This is a genomic window from Asticcacaulis solisilvae, assembly GCF_017875235.1.
GTDB classification, from domain to species: domain Bacteria; phylum Pseudomonadota; class Alphaproteobacteria; order Caulobacterales; family Caulobacteraceae; genus Asticcacaulis; species Asticcacaulis solisilvae_A.
The window spans coordinates 200,030-216,206 of record NZ_JAGGMI010000002.1; the positions used below are offsets into that span (position 1 = coordinate 200,030).

A 16,177-nucleotide genomic window follows, 5' to 3' on the forward strand; every position below is an offset into this window, starting at 1 on the left:
ACGCGGCGGATGTGAGGAAACCGCAAAAGGCCCAAGATAAGCATAATGCCCGAAACGCTTGAACTGAATAGAAAAACCATGCCGGACGCCGACGCCGCCAGAGAATTCGCCCTTAGTCTCGATATCGTCCGTGTCGCCGAAGAAGCGGCCATCGCCAGCTTCGCCCAGATCGGCCGGGGCGACGAAAAGGCCGCCGACCAGGCCGCCGTCGACGCCATGCGCACGGCGCTCAACGCCATTGATATGGACGGCCGCATCGTCATCGGCGAAGGCGAACGCGACGAAGCGCCCATGCTGTATATCGGCGAAAAGGTCGGCACCGGCAAAGGTCCAGCCATCGATATCGCGCTCGATCCGCTGGAAGGCACGACCCTGGCCGCCAAGGCCATGGCCAATGCCCTTGCCGTCATCGCCTTCGCGCCGCGCGGCGGCCTGCTGCACGCGCCCGACACCTATATGGACAAGATCGCCATCGGTCCGGGCTATGCGCCGGGGATCGTCGATCTCGATGCTTCACCCGAAGACAATGTCCGCGCGCTCGCAAAAGCCAAAGGCGTCGATGTCTCGGAGATCGTCGCCTGCGTGCTTGACCGGCCGCGTCATGACCGCATCATCACCTCGCTGCGCCAGGCCGGCGCGCGCGTCCACCTGATCACTGATGGGGACGTCGCCGGCGTCATCCACACCGCCCAGCCGGAAACCGGCATAGACATATATATAGGGGCAGGGGGCGCACCCGAAGGCGTGCTGGCCTGCGCCGCGCTGAAATGCGTCGGCGGTCAGTTCCAGGGCCGGCTGATGTTCCGCAATGACGCGGAACGCCGCCGCGCCGAAGCCATCGGCCTGACCGATTTCGACCGGAAGTACGATCTCAACGACCTGGTCAGCGGCGACGCGGTCTTTATCGCCACCGGCGTGACGCACGGCGCCCTGCTGCGGGGCGTACAAAAAGAGACGACCCTGTCAGGCGCCACTTTCATGACGACCGAAAGTCTGGTCATGATGTCCAAGACCCATACCGTGCGCAAACTATCGATGCGCCGCCCCTTGAAGGTATGATGAGCGCGGCCGGAACCGTAGTATCTTCCAATGAGGGCCCCGCGTCCTATCTCGGCGTGGTGCGTTCCCTGACCGGGCGCGGCTGGCGCGACAGGCTGGACGGCGCCGGCGTGTCACAGGCGGCTTTACGCGACATCACCCAGCGCATGGCGTTGATGGAATTCGTAGAGCCCGAATTCGTCGAGCCGCTGGCGCGCTTCGTCGCCGGGCGCGGGGTGACGGCCGATGGCCTGGATGTCTTCCTGCGTCCAACGCTGAAAAGCCTGTTTCCCGACCCCAACTGCTTTATGGATATGGGCGCGGCGGTCACAGCCATCCTCGATGCGCTTCAGGCCAATGCCAAAATCTGCGTCTTCGCCGACTACGACGTCGATGGCGCCACCAGCGCGGCCCAGTTGGTGCGCTGGTTCCGCGCCGTCGGCTACGACCTCTTTGTCTATGTGCCGGACCGCGTCACCGAAGGCTATGGCCCGTCCAATGCAGCTTTTGATTCACTTAAAAGCAAGGGCTTCGACCTGGTGATTACGGTCGATTGTGGCGCCATGGCGCACAGGCCGCTGGAGCACGCGGCCAGTATCGGCCTGGACGTCGTCGTCATCGACCACCACCTCATGCGCGAAGATCCGCCCAAGGCGCGCGCCGTCGTCAATCCCAACCGTCCGGGCTGCACCTCGGCCCAGGGGAACCTGGCCGCGGCCGGTGTGGTCTTTGTCGTCCTGGCGGCGCTCAACCGCGAAGCCGAAAAGCGCGGCCTGTTCTCGGATAAGCCACGCCCGGACCTGATGCAGTGGCTGGACCTGTCGGCTTTGGGGGCCATCTGCGACGTCACCGCGCTTACCGGCTTCAACCGCGCCCTGGCGTCGCAAGGCCTGAAGGTCATGTCGAGGCGCCAGAACGCCGGCATCCGCGCGCTCATGGAAGTCGCCGGCGGCAGCGATTCGCAAAGCCTGATGAACACCTTCCATTCCGGCTTCGTCATCGGCCCGCGCATCAATGCCGGCGGGCGGGTAGGGCGCTCGGACCTTGGTGTCCGTCTGCTATCGACCGACGACGACGTTGAGGCCGCGGCGCTGGCCGGCGAACTCGATGAACTGAACAAGCTGCGGCGCGACGTCGAGGCCCAGGTGCTCGATGAAGCGATTCGCACGGCCGAGACCCAAGGCCTGTGGCCGACCGAGGATCCTGTCGTCGTCATCGCGAGGGCCGACTGGCATCCGGGCGTCATCGGCATCGTCGCCGGCCGCCTGCGCGAACGCTGGCACAAACCCGTCATTATTATCGGCATCGATCCGGTGAGCGGCATGGGCAAGGGCTCGGGCCGCTCGCAGACCGGCATAAATTTGGGGGAGGCGGTCGGAGCGGCCTTCGAATCAGGGCTGCTGCTGTCCGGCGGCGGCCACGCCATGGCGGCGGGCCTGAGCGTCGACGCAGAGCGCATCCCGGAGCTACGCCGCTTCCTCAACGACTATATATGCACGCACGCCAGCGCGGACGACCTGATCGAGACGGTCGATGTCGATGGCATCCTGAGTCTGAAGGCCGCGTCGCGCGCCTTGTTCGATCGCTTCGACCTCCTGGCACCCTACGGCCAGGGCAATCCCGAACCGCTGATCGCCTTTTCCGACGTCCGCATCGGCTACGCCCAGGCGCTGAAGGGCGGCCACGTCCGCTGCGAGATCAGCGATGCGTCCGGCCACAAGCTGAAAGCGATTGTATGGCGGGCGGAGGGCACAGCTATCGGTGACGCTTTGCTGAGGCCATCGGGCTTGGTGCACATTATCGGCCGCCTCAAGGCCGACGACTATATGGGACGGCGCGGCGTTCAACTTGAAATTGAGGACATAGCGCTTGCCGCGCGATAAACAGCCTTGCCTGTGTATAGGTTCAAATTTTTTTGAAAATCCGCTTGCAACGCAAAACGAGAGAAGCTAACTAGCGCACCTCTTGACGCGGTCCCTTCGTCTATCGGTTAGGACGTCAGGTTTTCAACCTGAAGAGAGGGGTTCGACTCCCCTAGGGACTGCCATCAAGATCTCGCCACCCGGTGCTGGAAAGCACTGAAACATTGGCGAATTTGACGTAACGTCAATCTTTTAATCCACACATTTTTAGAATGTTATCGATCTCATTTTTGAGAACGAGTCGAATGTGCTCGCAAAAACCGTGGTTTTGCCGTAAAATTCGCGACAAATGCGAATTAATCTCTATTTTGCTCTCCCAAATTGAGATATCCGTGTTATGATAATGTGATCTCATTGATCACTTAGAGGGCGTACTTGTTGACGTGGTGAGGAATTATGAGTTTGTTTGATTATAGCAATAAGAGCGATGCGGAAGATCTGATTACGATTTCAGGACACGTGAAGTGGTTCGACGCGGCCAAGGGCTATGGCTTTATCGTCCCTCAGGATGTCTCGCAGACAAGTATGCGGGATGTTCTGCTTCACATTTCAAGCCTGCGAGACATTGGACGTGACACTGCGCAGGAGGGCGCGCGGATCACCTGTAAGATCGCAAAACGGGCCAAGGGTTGGCAGGTCATCAGTATCGACCATATTGACCAGGCCTCCGAAGTTCCGGCAACCGCGCGGGCGGATCGTAGTGATCATGCGCCGCGTGCGACCCGTAATCTCAATGACAGCGTGCGCGTTGGCGACCTGGAAGCGGCGACCATCAAGTGGTTCAACCGCACCAAGGGCTATGGATTTGTCGTTCGCGGTTCCGACCCGACCGACATCTTCATTCACATTGAAACCCTGCGCCGTTACGGCCTTGAGGACGTCCAGCAGGGCGACACCATCATGGTCCGCTTCGGCGAAGGCCCCAAGGGGCTGGTGGTTACCGAAGTTCATCCGCGGGCCCTGGTTTAAGGCAACCGGACGACTTAAAAGGCAAGCGCGGACGGCTCTGCTGTCCGCGCTTTCTTTTTGCCACAGATTCGCCTTTGAAAACGGCAATGGCGGCGATAAGACTCTGCCACGGGTTGGAGGTTGGACAATGATGAAAGCAGTGGTTTTGGCGGCGGGCGTCCTGGCGCTGGGTTTCGCCGCGAGCGGACTGGCGTTCTCGGCGGTAAACCTCCCGGATCAGGTGGCGTCGGTCTGTTCGACCATGAACCTCACCCCTTATTCCAAGCCCGAAGCCCTAAGCGTCCGCAGCGCTAAGGGCACGACCCACTTCAAGGTCGAAATTGCCGATACGTTCAGAGAGCGCGAGCAAGGGCTGATGTGCCGCACCGGCCTCAAGGACGATTACGGCATGTTGTTTGAATTTCCGAATGTCGCCGAACGCGCCTTCTGGATGCAGAATACTGTGTCGGCGCTCGACATCATCTATATCGCGCCGGATGGCCGTATCGTTTCCATCCAAAAGAATGCCAGGCCGCTTGATACCACGCCTCTGCCGTCGAACGGACCGGCCAGTGGCGTGTTGGAAATCCGGGCCGGCCTGAGCGACCAACTGGGTCTGAAACCGGGTGACCGCGTTGAACACCCGTTTTTCCACAAGCCGTAGAGCCGCTTGAGCAAAATCGCGGATTTTCGCATTTCAGGGGCTTGCTATGCCGTAATGAAAATGGCATGAAGCGCGCCTCTCGGTCCTCCGGTTGCGGCGGGGTGTAGCGCAGCCTGGTAGCGCAGCTGTTTTGGGTGCAGCAGGTCGGAGGTTCGAATCCTCTCGCCCCGACCATTCGGAGACTGAGATTGAAATAAGTCGGGGCGTAGCGCAGCCTGGTAGCGCGTCTGCTTCGGGAGCAGAAGGCCGGAGGTTCGAATCCTCTCGCCCCGACCATTTAAAAAGGCGGCCCCTCGCGGGCCGCCTTTTTAAATGGCCGCGGTGATCGGATCAGAACCTCCTGGTTCGAAACGAAGCGTTGCGGATGCAACGCTGAGTTCGACGGAGCGAAGCGAAGTCAAACGAATATGTGCGGTTAGCACGTATGAGTTCGGCGGAACGAAGTGAAGCCAATCCTCTCGCCCGACTCCGTCGTCTCTTCTTACTTTCAGCGTCACAGGGGTGGCCGATTGGTCGATCCTCGAGCCCCTCATTCGCAATGAGGCGGCCCGCCATTCAAATTCCCTTTGCCACGCGCGGCCTTTGTAGTAACAGACACAGAGCCGGCGCCAACTGAGTCAGGCCCGCAGGAGATCATGATGTTCGCGCGTATTTTCAAACCCGCCAAGACCGCCATGCAATCGGGCCGCGCCAAGACCAATGACTGGGTGCTGGAATTCGAACCGCGCTCGGCGCGTACGCCGGACCCCTTGATGGGCTGGTCGTCGTCCGCGGATATGAATGCGCAGATCCGCCTGACCTTTGAAACCAAGGACCAGGCCATGGCCTATGCCGAACACAACGGCATTCCGTTCCGTCTGATCGAGCCTGAAACGCCGCCGAAGATCATCAAGGCCTATGCCGACAACTTCGCCTACGGCCGCCGGCAATCCTGGACGCACTGAACCTCTCTGGCTCCGTAGCTCAACTGGATAGAGCATCCGCCTTCTAAGCGGACGGTTACAGGTTCGAGCCCTGTCGGAGTCGCCAGGCTTCCTATTTCCGTTTCTCTAGAGCGATATGGCGAAAAGTGCCAAGAAGCGTCTTTGGGGTTTTCGCCTTAAATATCGCGACAAAACAAAAACTTAGAGCATGATGACATTTCTATCTAATGTCATCATGCTCTAAGTCACCACCGGCGTGTTCAGCGTCTCTTGGCCCCATTCCGCCCACGACCCGTCATAAAGCTTTGACGACTTATGGCCAACTTCCTCCAATGCCAGGGTAATGATCGCCGCCGTGACGCCTGAACCGCAGGTCGTCACCACGGTATGGCCGTCGGCAATACCGAGATTGCAGAAGATTGCCTCGAGCTCTTCACGTGGCTTTAGCGCGCCATCACGGATAAGCTCGGAGAACGGCAGGCTGCGCGCACCCGGCATATGGCCCGACCGCAATCCAGCACGCGGCTCTGACGCCGTCCCGTCAAAGCGTGCTTTCGACCGCGCATCCAGCACGACCGGGTTTTTGTCATCCTCAAGAGTGGAGCGCAATTCATTGAGCCCGATCATGATTTCCGGCTGCGGCTGAGACGCATAGGTCGTGGCAACCGGCGTTGGAACTTCAGCTGTCACGGGCAGGTGCAGTATCTGCCACGCCGGCAGCCCGCCGCGCAGGACCTGAACCTTGTCGTGCCCCATCAGCTTGAAGGTCCACCAGACGCGCGCCGCGGAAAACAGGCCCTGGCGATCATAAACGACGACATGATCCTCCGCCGAAATGCCCATAGCCCCGACCGCCGCCGCGAACGCTTCCGGCGATGGCGCGGTGTGGGGCAGGCCGGTCGAGTGGTCGCTGACCGCTTCGATGTCGAAGAAAACCGCGCCCGGAATGTGATCCTTCAGATAGAGGGCGCGCATGTCAGTGCCGTCCAGCGCCCAGCTGCCATCCACGATCTTGACCATGCCTTCGTCGATCAGCTTGCTAAGCGCCTGCGGTTCAATCTGGTTCGTCATGATCTGTCCTTTGCGTGCCGCGGATGCGGCCATAGGTGTCGAGTGCGCGTTGCCGGGCGAAGTCGTGCGCAATGATCGGTTCACGCGCACCGCCCTTATAGCGCGAACAATAAATTCCGGCAGGGTCGAATTTTTCCGCCTGGGCGGTTGGATTGAAGACACGATAGAAAGGCGAAGCATCGGCACCGCTCCCGGCGACCCATTGCCAGTTGCCAGGATTGTTAGCCGGATCGGCATCGACCAGGCAGTCCCAGAACCACTGTTCGCCGCGCCGCCAGTCGATCAAAAGGTGCTTGATCAGGAAGGAGGCGGTCACCATACGGACGCGATTGTGCATGTAGCCGGTCTGCCACAACTCGCGCATACCGGCGTCAACCAGCGGATAGCCGGTCTCGCCCCGACACCAGGCCTTGAAGCCGTCATCATCGCCCTGCCACTCAAAGGCATCGAACTGCCGACGCATGTTGACGGTGTGCATCTGCGGATGCTGGTCAAGCACCTGATGACAGAAGTCGCGCCAGGCCAATTCGGCTCGGAACTTGTCGGCACCGGCGCGGAGAGCGCTTTTATGTTTGACCGCCTCATAGGCCTCGAACAGGATGCGTTGCGGGCTGATCTCGCCGAAACGCAGGTGCGGCGACAGGTGCGAGGTCGCATCCTTGGCCGGCCGGTCGCGGTCGTCTTCGTAGGTCGCCAGGTCCCCATCGATGAAGCGGGCCAATGCCGCAAACGCGGCACCTTCGCCGGGTGTGAAGCGATCGAAACCCTTGGCCCAGTCCTGGCCGGATTGAGTACGCGTACAGTCGAGTTTCAACGATTCAAGACCGACACCGCGCGGCCAACGCTCCGGCGCCGGCCATTTCCGCTTCGTGATCGTATCGGGCTCGTGCGGTTCACAGAAGCCGCCGCCGACCATGGCGCGATAGTAGGGAGTGAAGACTTTGAATGGCGTGCCCGACTTGGTCGCTACGGCGCCCGGCGGCGCCAGAAGGGTCGCATTGTGGCGCTCAAAATCAACATGTTGGTCAGACAATACCTTTTCCAGCCTGTCGTCGAATCCTTGCGTCACCGGCTCAAAAACGGACGAGCAAATAACTGTTTTGGCTTTCGTTTTTTCGATTAGGGCGAGCAGTTCGGTCTTGGCGTCACCCGACAGAATAATCAATCTTGAAGAATGGACGCCTAAATCTTCATCTAAAACTTTAAGAGATCGATACAGCCACCACTTCGACGCTGCGCCCAAAGGCCGGGTATATATGGTCTCATCATCGATATAGATTGGGATAATTGGTCGGCGAGAATGCAGCGCAGACAACACGCCGGGGTGATCTTTCAGGCGTAGATCGCGACGGAACCACAAAATGACGGGCGTTTCGGAATCAACATATTGTTCGGTCATGAAAAGCTATGTGGAAAATGGGGAATCATAAAGGACATCCGCGACGGCAGCACGGTTCCGGCGTAAGGGACAATACGAAAATTTGTTGCGTTTGGACCTTGTCTGACCTCACAGGGTTGGGCACAAGACAGCCATGACCAAACCCGTGCCTGTAAGCTGCACCATCATCGCCAAGAATGAAGCCGACCGCATCGGCGAGTGCATCCGGCTGGTTATCGGCTGGGTCGATGAGGTGGTGGTCATAGACAGTGGATCGACCGACGATACGGTCAAGGTCGCCGAGGCCCTGGGCGCCCGCGTCATCCATCACGACTGGCCGGGCTATGGTCCGCAAAAGCGCTATGCCGAAGACATGGCGAAGAACGACTGGATACTCAACCTCGACGCCGATGAATATGTGACGCCGGAACTGCGCGACGAGATCGTCGCCTTGATGAAGACATCTCCGTCGCGCAATGCCTATCGCATCCGCATCCGCAACGTCTATCCGGGGCAATCGAAGCCGCGCCTGTGGGCCGACTTCCACAACTATGTCCGCCTCTATGACCGCCGCGTCGTGCGCTTCCGCGAAAGCGCCGTCCACGACACGGTCGATACCCGCGATGAAAAGGTCGGCCAGCTCGAAGGCAGCGTCGCGCATTTCTCGGCTCGCACCTTCGCGCACATCCGCGAGAAGCTGGCATCTTACGCCGATCTTCAAACCAAGGTGATGAAGAAACCCGTCTGGCAATTGTGGGCGCGCGTGCCGTTCGAATATCCGATGGTCTTCCTGCGCTATTTCATTGCGCGTCGTCACTTTACCGGCGGGCTGGAAGGGCTCTACAGCGCCCACCTCAATGCCGAAGCGCGCTTCAACCGCCTGTTCAAGTTCCTGAACGCCCAAAAGAAGGGGCAGGGCTGATGGCCGAGAAATCCCGCTTCTGGCAGGACGTGGCCTGGCGTTTCGAAGCGCTGTTCTACGACCTCTATGTCGGCTTCATCCGTCTGCTGCCGGTCGACACGGCCTCGGACCTGGGCGGCTGGCTCTTCAAGGTGCTTGGTCCGTTGACACCGATGCAGAAGACGGTCGAGCGCAATCTTCAACTCGCCTTTCCGGATATGGACGCGGCCGCGCGAAAACACCTGATCACCAAACAGTGGGAGTTGACCGGCCGGACCATGGCCGGCGAATTCCCGGTCATGGACCGCATCGTCAAGGATCCGAGCCGCGTCGAAGTCGATGGCATCGAGAAGCTGCGCGCCATTGCCCAGAGCGGCAAACCGGTCATCTTTATCTCCGGCCACATCTCCAACTGGGAGGTGATGAACGCGGCCATCCTGTCGGCCGGCGTCAACTACATGATCACCTATCGCGCCGCCAATAACCCCTATGTCGATGAGCGCTTCAAAGCCGGGCGTGAAGCTTATGGCGTGTCGATGTTCGCCCCCAAGGGCAGTGACGGCGCCAAGGAACTGCTGATCGCGCTCAACGAGGGCAAGTCGGTCGGGCTGATGAACGACCAGAAATTCAATCGCGGTGTGCCAACCCCGTTTTTCGGTCATGTCGCCGACACGGCGCCCGGGCCGACGCGGCTGGCGCAACGCTTTGGGACAGTGCTTCAGCCCCTGACCATCCGCCGCCTGCACAAGGCGCGCTTCAAGGTGACCGTCCACGATCCGATCGAAGTCGACAATACCGGTCACAAGGCGCAGGATATCGAAACGACGGTGGCCAAGATCACGCTGTTTATCGAACAGGCCGTACGCGACAATCCGGAAGAATATTTCTGGGTGCACAAGCGCTGGCCGAACGCGCTGTATAAGAGCCAGGACTAGTCCTGCTTGTCGGCGACATCCGGCCGCCAGTCGAATAGCTGCTTCAAGACTTCGATCGCCTTGCGGCGCGGTTCCGGCACGGCATCGCCCTGTTGCAGGATATACATGGCATCGCGCGCCGCCATGGCGATCAGGTCGGAATGCGCCACCGGATCGACAAAGCGATAGGCCGGAAAGCCCGACTGTCGCGCGCCCAGGATATCGCCTTCGCCGCGCAGCTTCCAGTCCATCTCCGCAATACGGAAACCGTCTTCGGTGTCGCGCAGCAGTTCCAGCCGCGCCTTGGCCGTGTTGCCGAGAGGCGTATCGTAAAGCAGGATGCAGGCGCTCTTTTCGCGGCCACGCCCAACCCGGCCGCGTAGCTGATGCAGTTGCGCCAGGCCAAAGCGCTCGGCCTGTTCGATAATGATGATCGACGCATTGGGCACGTCGATGCCGACTTCGACGACCGTCGTGGCGCACAGAATCCGGATCTCGCCCTTGGCAAAGCGGCTGACGACCGCGTCCTTGTCTTCCGACGGCATGCGGCCGTGGACCAGGCCGATTTCAATCCGAAGCGCTTCTTGCAATTCGCGATGACGCGCTTCGACGGCGATCAGATCCGAAGCCTCGGTTTCTTCAACCAGCGGGCAAATCCAATAGGCCTGGCTGCCGGCGGCCAGGGCCGTCTGCAAACGCGCAATGACGTCGGGCAAACGCTGCCTCGGAAGCACTGCCGTCTGGATTGGCTGACGGCCTGCGGGCTTCTCGTCAAGAATGCTGAGGTCAGCTTCGCCATATTGGGTGAGGGCGAGCGTCCGCGGGATAGGCGTCGCCGACATCGACAAGTAATGGACGGCGTCGCCCTTGGAAAACAGCTTCTGGCGCTGACCGACGCCGAAGCGGTGCTGCTCGTCGATGACGGCCAGTTGCAGGGCGTGGAAGTTGACGCCTTCCTGGAAGACGGCGTGCGTACCGAAAACCACGGCGGCTTCGCCCGATTCGACGACGGCACGCTTGGCGGCGCGGTCCTTGGGCCGGTCACGCCCGGTCATGATCACTGAGGAAATGCCGAGACCATCCAGAATTTCCTTGGATTTTTCATAGTGCTGCCGCGCCAGAATCTCGGTTGGCGCCATCATCACGCTCTGCAGGCCCGCTTCGGCCATGTCGATCATCGCCATCAGCGCCACAAGCGTCTTACCGGCGCCGACATCGCCCTGAATCAGGCGGTTCATGCGGTGACCGGAGCTTAGATCACCACGAATATCCTCGATGGCGCGTTCCTGGGCGCCGGTCAGTGCGAAGGGCAGGGTCTTCAAAGCGCGATCGGTCCAGTCGCGCATCTCGACGACACGCGCCGGCTGCGCCTGGCGATAGGATTTGCGCGCCTTCAGTGCCAACTGATGTGCCAACGCTTCGTCATAGGCGAGGCGTTGGCGCGGCAGGGCGTCGGGCGACAGATCCAGCTCGCTCTGCGGAGTATGACTTGCCTCCAAGGCCTCATAAAAGGTCGGCCACAGATGCTTGTTTCGTAACCGGATATCGATCCACTCCGGAAGTTCCGGGACGGTGGTCATCGCCGCATGGATCAGCTTGCGCACGGTGCGCGACGAAATCTCCAGGGTCGCCGGATAGACGGGCTCGCACAACGGGATCTCGTCTTTTCGCGCCTCATCGACAATATAGTCGGGATGCGCCATCTGCAGATTGCCGCCAAAGGCTTCGACCTTGCCCGAGACAAAGCGGCGCTCACCCACGGGATGCTGCTTTTCAAAGCCGCGAATGGAATGGAAATAGACGAGGGTGAGGCGGCCGAAATCATCGAAGGTATCTATGCGCCGCGGCCCCTTGGGCGCGCTGCGGAAACCCGACATGGTGACTTCGATCGTCTGGACTTCGCCGACCCGCGCCGTCGCGGTGGTGGTCAGAGGCCTGCGGATAACGCCTGACGGCAGCAAAAACACCAGATCGCGCACGTGTTCGCCGGCGTGTTGCGCCAGGATCGGCGCGATCTTCGGACCGACACCTTTGACGGTGCCGACACCGGCAAAATAGGGGAATAAAATTTCCGGACGCATGGGCTTATCAAGCACCAAAAATGCTTTATGAGAAGCCCGGTCGGCATTGTTTCCGATATAGTTTTGAGGACAATTCCATGGATGAGACCGAAGCTAGACAGGCCCGACGCCGCAAGCTGTCCTTCCGCGCGTGGCGACGTGGCTTCAAGGAGGCCGACATCATCCTGGGCAACTTCGCCGATGAAGCTCTGCCCAATATGTCAGACGCCGATATGGATGTGTTCGAAGTCCTCTTGGAAGTGCCGGATCAGGACCTATATGGCTGGATAATCGAACGCGATCCAACGCCCGCCGAGCACCAATCGGAAATCATGAAGCAACTCAATATCTTTTATAAGACAGCTTACAAACACGTACTGTAATCCCGCATGACGGTCTTTTCCCACATTTCCGATTCCGATGCTGTCCTGACGCTTTCGGGCGTGCCCGAAGGTTTCGATGCCCTGGTCACCGCAGATCTGGCGCGTCGCGAAGCCGTCAGTGTCTTCGTCGCGCGCGATTTCGGCCGCATGACCGCCGTCACTGAGGCCTTGCGCTTCTTCGCACCGGAACTCGAAATCCTGGCCTTCCCAGCGTGGGACTGTCTGCCTTACGACCGAATTAGTCCGACGCCTGGCATTGTGGCGCAACGCATGTACGCCTTGGCGCGCCTGGCCGGCTACAAGATAAAAAAGCCGGAAAAGCCCGTTCTGGTGCTCACCACCGCGTCGGCGATGGTCCAGAAGATTCCGCCGCAAGCCATTGTGCGCGAAGGCTATTTGTCGCTCAAGCCTGGCCAGACCCAGGATATCGCCAAGCTGGAAAGCTACTTCCAGGGTCAAGGTTATACGCGTGTCTCAACGGTCGCGGAACGCGGCGAATTCGCCGTGCGCGGCGGTCTGCTCGACGTCTTTTCGCCGTCGTCGGACGAGCCGGTGCGCCTCGACTTCTTCGGCGACAGTCTCGAATCGATTCGCAGCTTCGATCCGGAAACCCAACGCTCGCTGAAACAGATCCCGTCGCTCGACTTTACGGCCGTCTCAGAGATCCGCGTCGACGAAGCCGGCATTTCGCGCTTCCGCCAACAGTATCTGGAAACCTTCGGCGCGCCAGGCGACGATCCGCTCTATGCTGCCTTGTCGGCTGGCATCCGCCGCCAGGGTATCGAGCACCTGTTGCCTTTGTTCTTCGACCATCTCGACAGCGTCTTTGATTACCTGCCTGAACGCAGCCTGATCATGCTCGACGCCCTGGCCGACAATGCCGTGGCGGAACGCGAAGCGACGATCAACGACGCCTACGAACTGCGCGCCGAAGCAGCAAAGGAAAAAGGCAATGGCGGCTATCGTGCCTTGCCACCCAAGCGTCTCTATCTCGATGAAAAGGCGTGGAAGCTGTCCCTGGCGGATCACCGCACCCGCCGCTTCGAGCCGTTCGAGACAGAGGGCAAGACCGTCGTTGACCTAGGCGGCCGGCCGGGACGCAACTTCTCACAGGAAAGGCTGCTCGATTCGACCAACCTGTTCACTGCCGTCACCGACCACGCCAAGGCCTTGTCCAAGCAGGGCAAGCGCGTCCTCTTCGCCTCGTGGAGCGACGGCTCGTCCGAGCGTCTGGGGCAGATGCTCGACGACCACGGCATGGGCAAGCTGCGCCTCGCCACCTCGTGGGAGGATGCCCAGAGCTTCGGCGTCGGCGGCACCAAGGCCAAGCCGGTGCAGCGCGCCGTCCTGCCGCTCGATCATGGCTTCGAGACCGAATCCATGGCGGTCATTTCCGAGACCGACATCCTTGGCGACAGGTTAGCCCGTCCGCGTAAACGCCGGCGTGCACAGAACTTTCTGGCCGAAGCGTCGGCGCTCACACCTGGTGACCTGGTCGTGCACATCGAACACGGTATCGGCCGTTATGATGGCTTGAAAACGCTCGATGTCGCGGGCGCCCCGCACGACTGTCTCGACCTGCAGTACGCCAATGACGCCAAGCTGTACCTACCCGTCGAAAACATCGACCTGCTGACGCGCTATGGCGCCGACAGCGACAGCGCGCAACTCGATCGCCTGGGTTCGGCGAGTTGGCAGTCGCGCAAGGCCAAGGCCAAGCAGCGCCTGCGCGAAATGGCCGATGGCCTGATCCAGTTGGCGGCGGCGCGAGCGCTTCGCGAAGGCACGCGCATCGATCCGCCATCGGGGCTCTACGACGAGTTCTGCGCCCAGTTCCCGTACGAAGAGACCGACGATCAGCTGAACGCCATCGCCGATGTCCTCGAAGACCTCGGCAAGGGCCAGCCGATGGACCGGCTCATCTGCGGCGATGTCGGCTTCGGCAAGACCGAAGTTGCCCTGCGCGCGGCGTTTGTGGTCGCCATGTCGGGCCAGCAGGTCGCCATCGTCTGTCCGACAACGCTTCTGGCGCGCCAGCATTTCAAGACCTTCAGCCAGCGCTTCCAGGGCTGGCCGGTGCGCGTGCGCCAACTGTCACGCCTGGTCGGCCGCAAGGATGCCGACGAAACGCGCGAGGGCCTGAAGAAGGGCGAGGTCGAGATCGTCATCGGCACCCACGCCCTGTTGTCCGAACAGGTGGCGTTCAAGGAGCTGGGCCTTGTCATCGTCGATGAAGAGCAGCACTTCGGCGTCAAGCACAAGGAAAAGCTGAAGACCTTCCGCGCCGACGTCCACATGCTGGCCCTGTCGGCGACGCCGATCCCGCGCACTCTGCAAATGGCGCTGTCGGGCATCCGCGACATGTCGATCATCGCCACGCCGCCGGTCGACCGCATCGCCGTGCGCACCTATGTCCTGCCTTACGATCCGGTGGCGCTGCGTGAGGCGCTGCTGCGCGAAAAGTATCGCGGCGGCCAGGCCTATTACGTTGTGCCGCGCCTGAGCGATCTGCCGGACGTCGCCGAATTCCTGCGCACCCAGGTGCCGGAGATCAAGTTCATCACCGGCCACGGACAACTGTCGCCGACCGCCCTGGAAGACGTCATGACGGCCTTCTATGACGGCCAGTACGACGTGCTGCTGTCGACGACCATCGTCGAATCCGGCCTGGATGTCCCAACGGCCAACACGCTGATCGTCCATCGCGCCGACATGTTCGGCCTGGCGCAGCTCTATCAGATCCGTGGCCGCGTTGGGCGTTCCAAGTCGCGCGCCTATGCGTATCTGACTACGCCGGCACATAAGACGCTGAGCCTCGCTTCAGAAAAGCGTCTCAAGGTTTTGCAATCACTCGACAATCTCGGCGCCGGCTTCCAGCTGGCCAGCCACGACCTCGACATTCGCGGCGGCGGCAACCTGCTGGGCCACGAACAGTCGGGCCATATCCGCGAAATCGGCGTCGAACTCTATCAGCAGATGCTGGAAGACGCCGTCGCGGAGCTACGTTCGAAGACCGAGGACAGCCTGACCGACAATCGCAGCTGGTCGCCGCAAATCAATGCCGGCGCCGCCGTCATGATCCCGGAAAGCTATATCCCCGATCTCAACATCCGCTTGGCGCTCTATCGCCGCGTCTCGGAAGCCGAAAAGCTGGCCGACCGCGAAGCCCTGGCATCCGAACTGATCGACCGCTTCGGGCCCATCCCGGAAGAGGCCGAACAGCTGCTGAAAGTAGTTGGAATCAAGGGCCTGTGCCGGGAAGCCAATGTGGCCAAGATCGATGTCGGGCCCAAGGGCGCAGTCGTCACCTTCCGCAATGACAGCTTCGTCAATCCGATGGGCCTGGTGAAGTTTACGCAAAGCCAGCCGAACTGGCGCTTGCGTCCCGATCAGAAGATGTCGGTCATCGGCGAATGGCCGGATGCCGGCCAGCGCCTGATCGCGGCAGAGAAGATCATGCGCGAATTGGCGCGTCTGGCGGCCGAAAACTGATGGATATCCGCGCTGAACAGCCGCAAGACACCACCGCCATCGGCGAGGTCGTGACGGCTGCATTCGGGCAGGCGGACGAGGCCCGGTTGGTCGAGGAAATCCGGGCCGATGGCGATATTGCGGCGTCGCTGGTCGCGGTGCTCGACGGCAAGGTCATCGGCCATGTGCTGTTGTCAAAGATGCAGGCGCCGTTTTCCGCCATGGCCCTGGCGCCGCTCGCTGTACACCCAGCCTATCAGGGGCAGCGCGTCGGCGGCACACTCATGCGGACGGCCATCGCGCGGGCGAGGCTCCTGGATGCCGAAGCGATCTTTGTTCAGGGAGATCCAGCCTATTACTCGCGTTTCGGCTTCAAGGTTGAAGCGGCGTCGGGCTTTACATCGCCCTATGCCGGGCCGCATTTGATGGTTCTGGTGATGGGCGGAGCCCTGCCGGTCAGCGAAGGTGAAATCAGCCACGCGCCTGCATTCAGCCGGCTTTAAA

General features: G+C 60.8%; 13 protein-coding genes and 4 tRNA genes. 14 read left to right on the forward strand and 3 right to left on the reverse strand.

Annotated features, from left to right (window positions below):
• Window positions 1–78: 78 nt before the first annotated feature.
• From glpX to J2X24_RS04035, 9 genes are all read left to right on the forward strand, one after another.
• Entirely contained in the window at window positions 79–1,059 is a 981-nt protein-coding gene (gene glpX / locus J2X24_RS03995; RefSeq protein ID WP_209718256.1) for a class II fructose-bisphosphatase, read from the forward strand.
• Entirely contained in the window at window positions 1,059–2,921 is a 1,863-nt protein-coding gene (recJ, locus tag J2X24_RS04000) for a single-stranded-DNA-specific exonuclease RecJ (RefSeq protein ID WP_209716979.1), read from the forward strand. Before glpX ends, recJ begins: the two co-directional genes overlap by 1 nt.
• Window positions 2,922–3,010: 89 nt before the next feature.
• Window positions 3,011–3,085, forward strand: a tRNA-Glu gene (locus J2X24_RS04005).
• Between the two features lie 271 nt (window positions 3,086–3,356).
• Entirely contained in the window at window positions 3,357–3,929 is a 573-nt protein-coding gene (locus tag J2X24_RS04010) for a cold-shock protein (protein WP_209716982.1), read from the forward strand.
• A 127-nt stretch (window positions 3,930–4,056) separates the two neighbouring features.
• The gene (locus tag J2X24_RS04015; RefSeq protein ID WP_209716985.1) at window positions 4,057–4,572 is read left to right on the forward strand and encodes a DUF192 domain-containing protein; all 516 of its coding nucleotides are present in this window, start codon (window positions 4,057–4,059) and stop codon (window positions 4,570–4,572) included.
• Between the two features lie 97 nt (window positions 4,573–4,669).
• A tRNA-Pro gene (locus tag J2X24_RS04020) sits at window positions 4,670–4,746 on the forward strand.
• Window positions 4,747–4,771: 25 nt separating this feature from the next.
• Window positions 4,772–4,848, forward strand: a tRNA-Pro gene (locus J2X24_RS04025).
• Window positions 4,849–5,210: 362 nt separating this feature from the next.
• Complete coding sequence (locus J2X24_RS04030) at window positions 5,211–5,516, forward strand: ETC complex I subunit (protein ID WP_209716988.1); 306 nt, start codon at window positions 5,211–5,213, stop codon at window positions 5,514–5,516.
• An 8-nt stretch (window positions 5,517–5,524) separates the two neighbouring features.
• A tRNA-Arg gene (locus tag J2X24_RS04035) sits at window positions 5,525–5,601 on the forward strand.
• A gap of 134 nt (window positions 5,602–5,735) precedes the next feature.
• Here the strand turns inward: J2X24_RS04035 and sseA are convergent.
• Entirely contained in the window at window positions 5,736–6,566 is an 831-nt protein-coding gene (gene sseA, locus J2X24_RS04040) for a 3-mercaptopyruvate sulfurtransferase (protein ID WP_209716991.1), read from the reverse strand.
• Window positions 6,550–7,965 carry a cryptochrome/photolyase family protein gene (locus J2X24_RS04045; RefSeq protein ID WP_209716993.1) on the reverse strand — a complete coding sequence of 472 codons (1,416 nt, stop codon included), beginning with the start codon at window positions 7,963–7,965 and terminating at the stop codon, window positions 6,550–6,552. Before J2X24_RS04045 ends, sseA begins: the two co-directional genes overlap by 17 nt.
• 133 nt (window positions 7,966–8,098) lie before the next feature.
• On the opposite strand from J2X24_RS04045, the gene J2X24_RS04050 reads away from it, so the two are divergent.
• Both J2X24_RS04050 and J2X24_RS04055 read left to right on the forward strand, forming a co-directional pair.
• On the forward strand, window positions 8,099–8,866 hold the full coding sequence (locus J2X24_RS04050) for a glycosyltransferase family 2 protein (RefSeq protein ID WP_209716996.1): 768 nt from the start codon (window positions 8,099–8,101) through the stop codon (window positions 8,864–8,866).
• Complete coding sequence (locus J2X24_RS04055) at window positions 8,866–9,780, forward strand: lysophospholipid acyltransferase family protein (protein WP_209716999.1); 915 nt, start codon at window positions 8,866–8,868, stop codon at window positions 9,778–9,780. The genes J2X24_RS04050 and J2X24_RS04055 overlap by 1 nt, the downstream gene beginning before the upstream one ends.
• Here the strand turns inward: J2X24_RS04055 and recG are convergent.
• Window positions 9,777–11,840, reverse strand: a complete 2,064-nt coding sequence (gene recG / locus J2X24_RS04060; protein WP_209717002.1) for an ATP-dependent DNA helicase RecG — start codon at window positions 11,838–11,840, stop codon at window positions 9,777–9,779. The two genes, J2X24_RS04055 and recG, sit on opposite strands and share 4 nt — an antisense overlap.
• 77 nt (window positions 11,841–11,917) lie before the next feature.
• On the opposite strand from recG, the gene J2X24_RS04065 reads away from it, so the two are divergent.
• The 3 genes from J2X24_RS04065 to J2X24_RS04075 are packed head-to-tail and all read left to right on the forward strand — an operon-like array spanning window position 11,918 to window position 16,176.
• Window positions 11,918–12,202, forward strand: coding sequence for an FAD assembly factor SdhE (locus J2X24_RS04065; protein WP_245344437.1), 285 nt, complete (start codon window positions 11,918–11,920; stop codon window positions 12,200–12,202).
• Window positions 12,203–12,208: 6 nt separating this feature from the next.
• The gene (gene mfd, locus J2X24_RS04070) at window positions 12,209–15,694 is read left to right on the forward strand and encodes a transcription-repair coupling factor (RefSeq protein ID WP_209717008.1); all 3,486 of its coding nucleotides are present in this window, start codon (window positions 12,209–12,211) and stop codon (window positions 15,692–15,694) included.
• Window positions 15,694–16,176: a GNAT family N-acetyltransferase gene (locus J2X24_RS04075; protein WP_209717011.1), complete on the forward strand. Its 483-nt coding sequence runs from the start codon at window positions 15,694–15,696 to the stop codon at window positions 16,174–16,176. The genes mfd and J2X24_RS04075 overlap by 1 nt, the downstream gene beginning before the upstream one ends.
• The last annotated feature ends 1 nt before the right edge of the window (window position 16,177 follow it).

Bases quoted from the DNA above. Each gene is read 5' to 3' on its own strand.
- J2X24_RS04030 (WP_209716988.1), top strand. From the start codon at position 5,211: ATGTTCGCGCGTATTTTCAAACCCGCCAAGACCGCCATGCAATCGGGC.
- J2X24_RS04075 (WP_209717011.1), top strand. From the start codon at position 15,694: ATGGATATCCGCGCTGAACAGCCGCAAGACACCACCGCCATCGGCGAG.
- recG (WP_209717002.1), bottom strand. From the start codon at position 11,840: ATGCGTCCGGAAATTTTATTCCCCTATTTTGCCGGTGTCGGCACCGTC.
- glpX (WP_209718256.1), top strand. From the start codon at position 79: ATGCCGGACGCCGACGCCGCCAGAGAATTCGCCCTTAGTCTCGATATC.
- J2X24_RS04010 (WP_209716982.1), top strand. From the start codon at position 3,357: ATGAGTTTGTTTGATTATAGCAATAAGAGCGATGCGGAAGATCTGATT.
- J2X24_RS04065 (WP_245344437.1), top strand. From the start codon at position 11,918: ATGGATGAGACCGAAGCTAGACAGGCCCGACGCCGCAAGCTGTCCTTC.
- mfd (WP_209717008.1), top strand. From the start codon at position 12,209: ATGACGGTCTTTTCCCACATTTCCGATTCCGATGCTGTCCTGACGCTT.
- sseA (WP_209716991.1), bottom strand. From the start codon at position 6,566: ATGACGAACCAGATTGAACCGCAGGCGCTTAGCAAGCTGATCGACGAA.
- J2X24_RS04050 (WP_209716996.1), top strand. From the start codon at position 8,099: ATGACCAAACCCGTGCCTGTAAGCTGCACCATCATCGCCAAGAATGAA.
- J2X24_RS04015 (WP_209716985.1), top strand. From the start codon at position 4,057: ATGATGAAAGCAGTGGTTTTGGCGGCGGGCGTCCTGGCGCTGGGTTTC.
- J2X24_RS04045 (WP_209716993.1), bottom strand. From the start codon at position 7,965: ATGACCGAACAATATGTTGATTCCGAAACGCCCGTCATTTTGTGGTTC.
- J2X24_RS04055 (WP_209716999.1), top strand. From the start codon at position 8,866: ATGGCCGAGAAATCCCGCTTCTGGCAGGACGTGGCCTGGCGTTTCGAA.
- recJ (WP_209716979.1), top strand. From the start codon at position 1,059: ATGAGCGCGGCCGGAACCGTAGTATCTTCCAATGAGGGCCCCGCGTCC.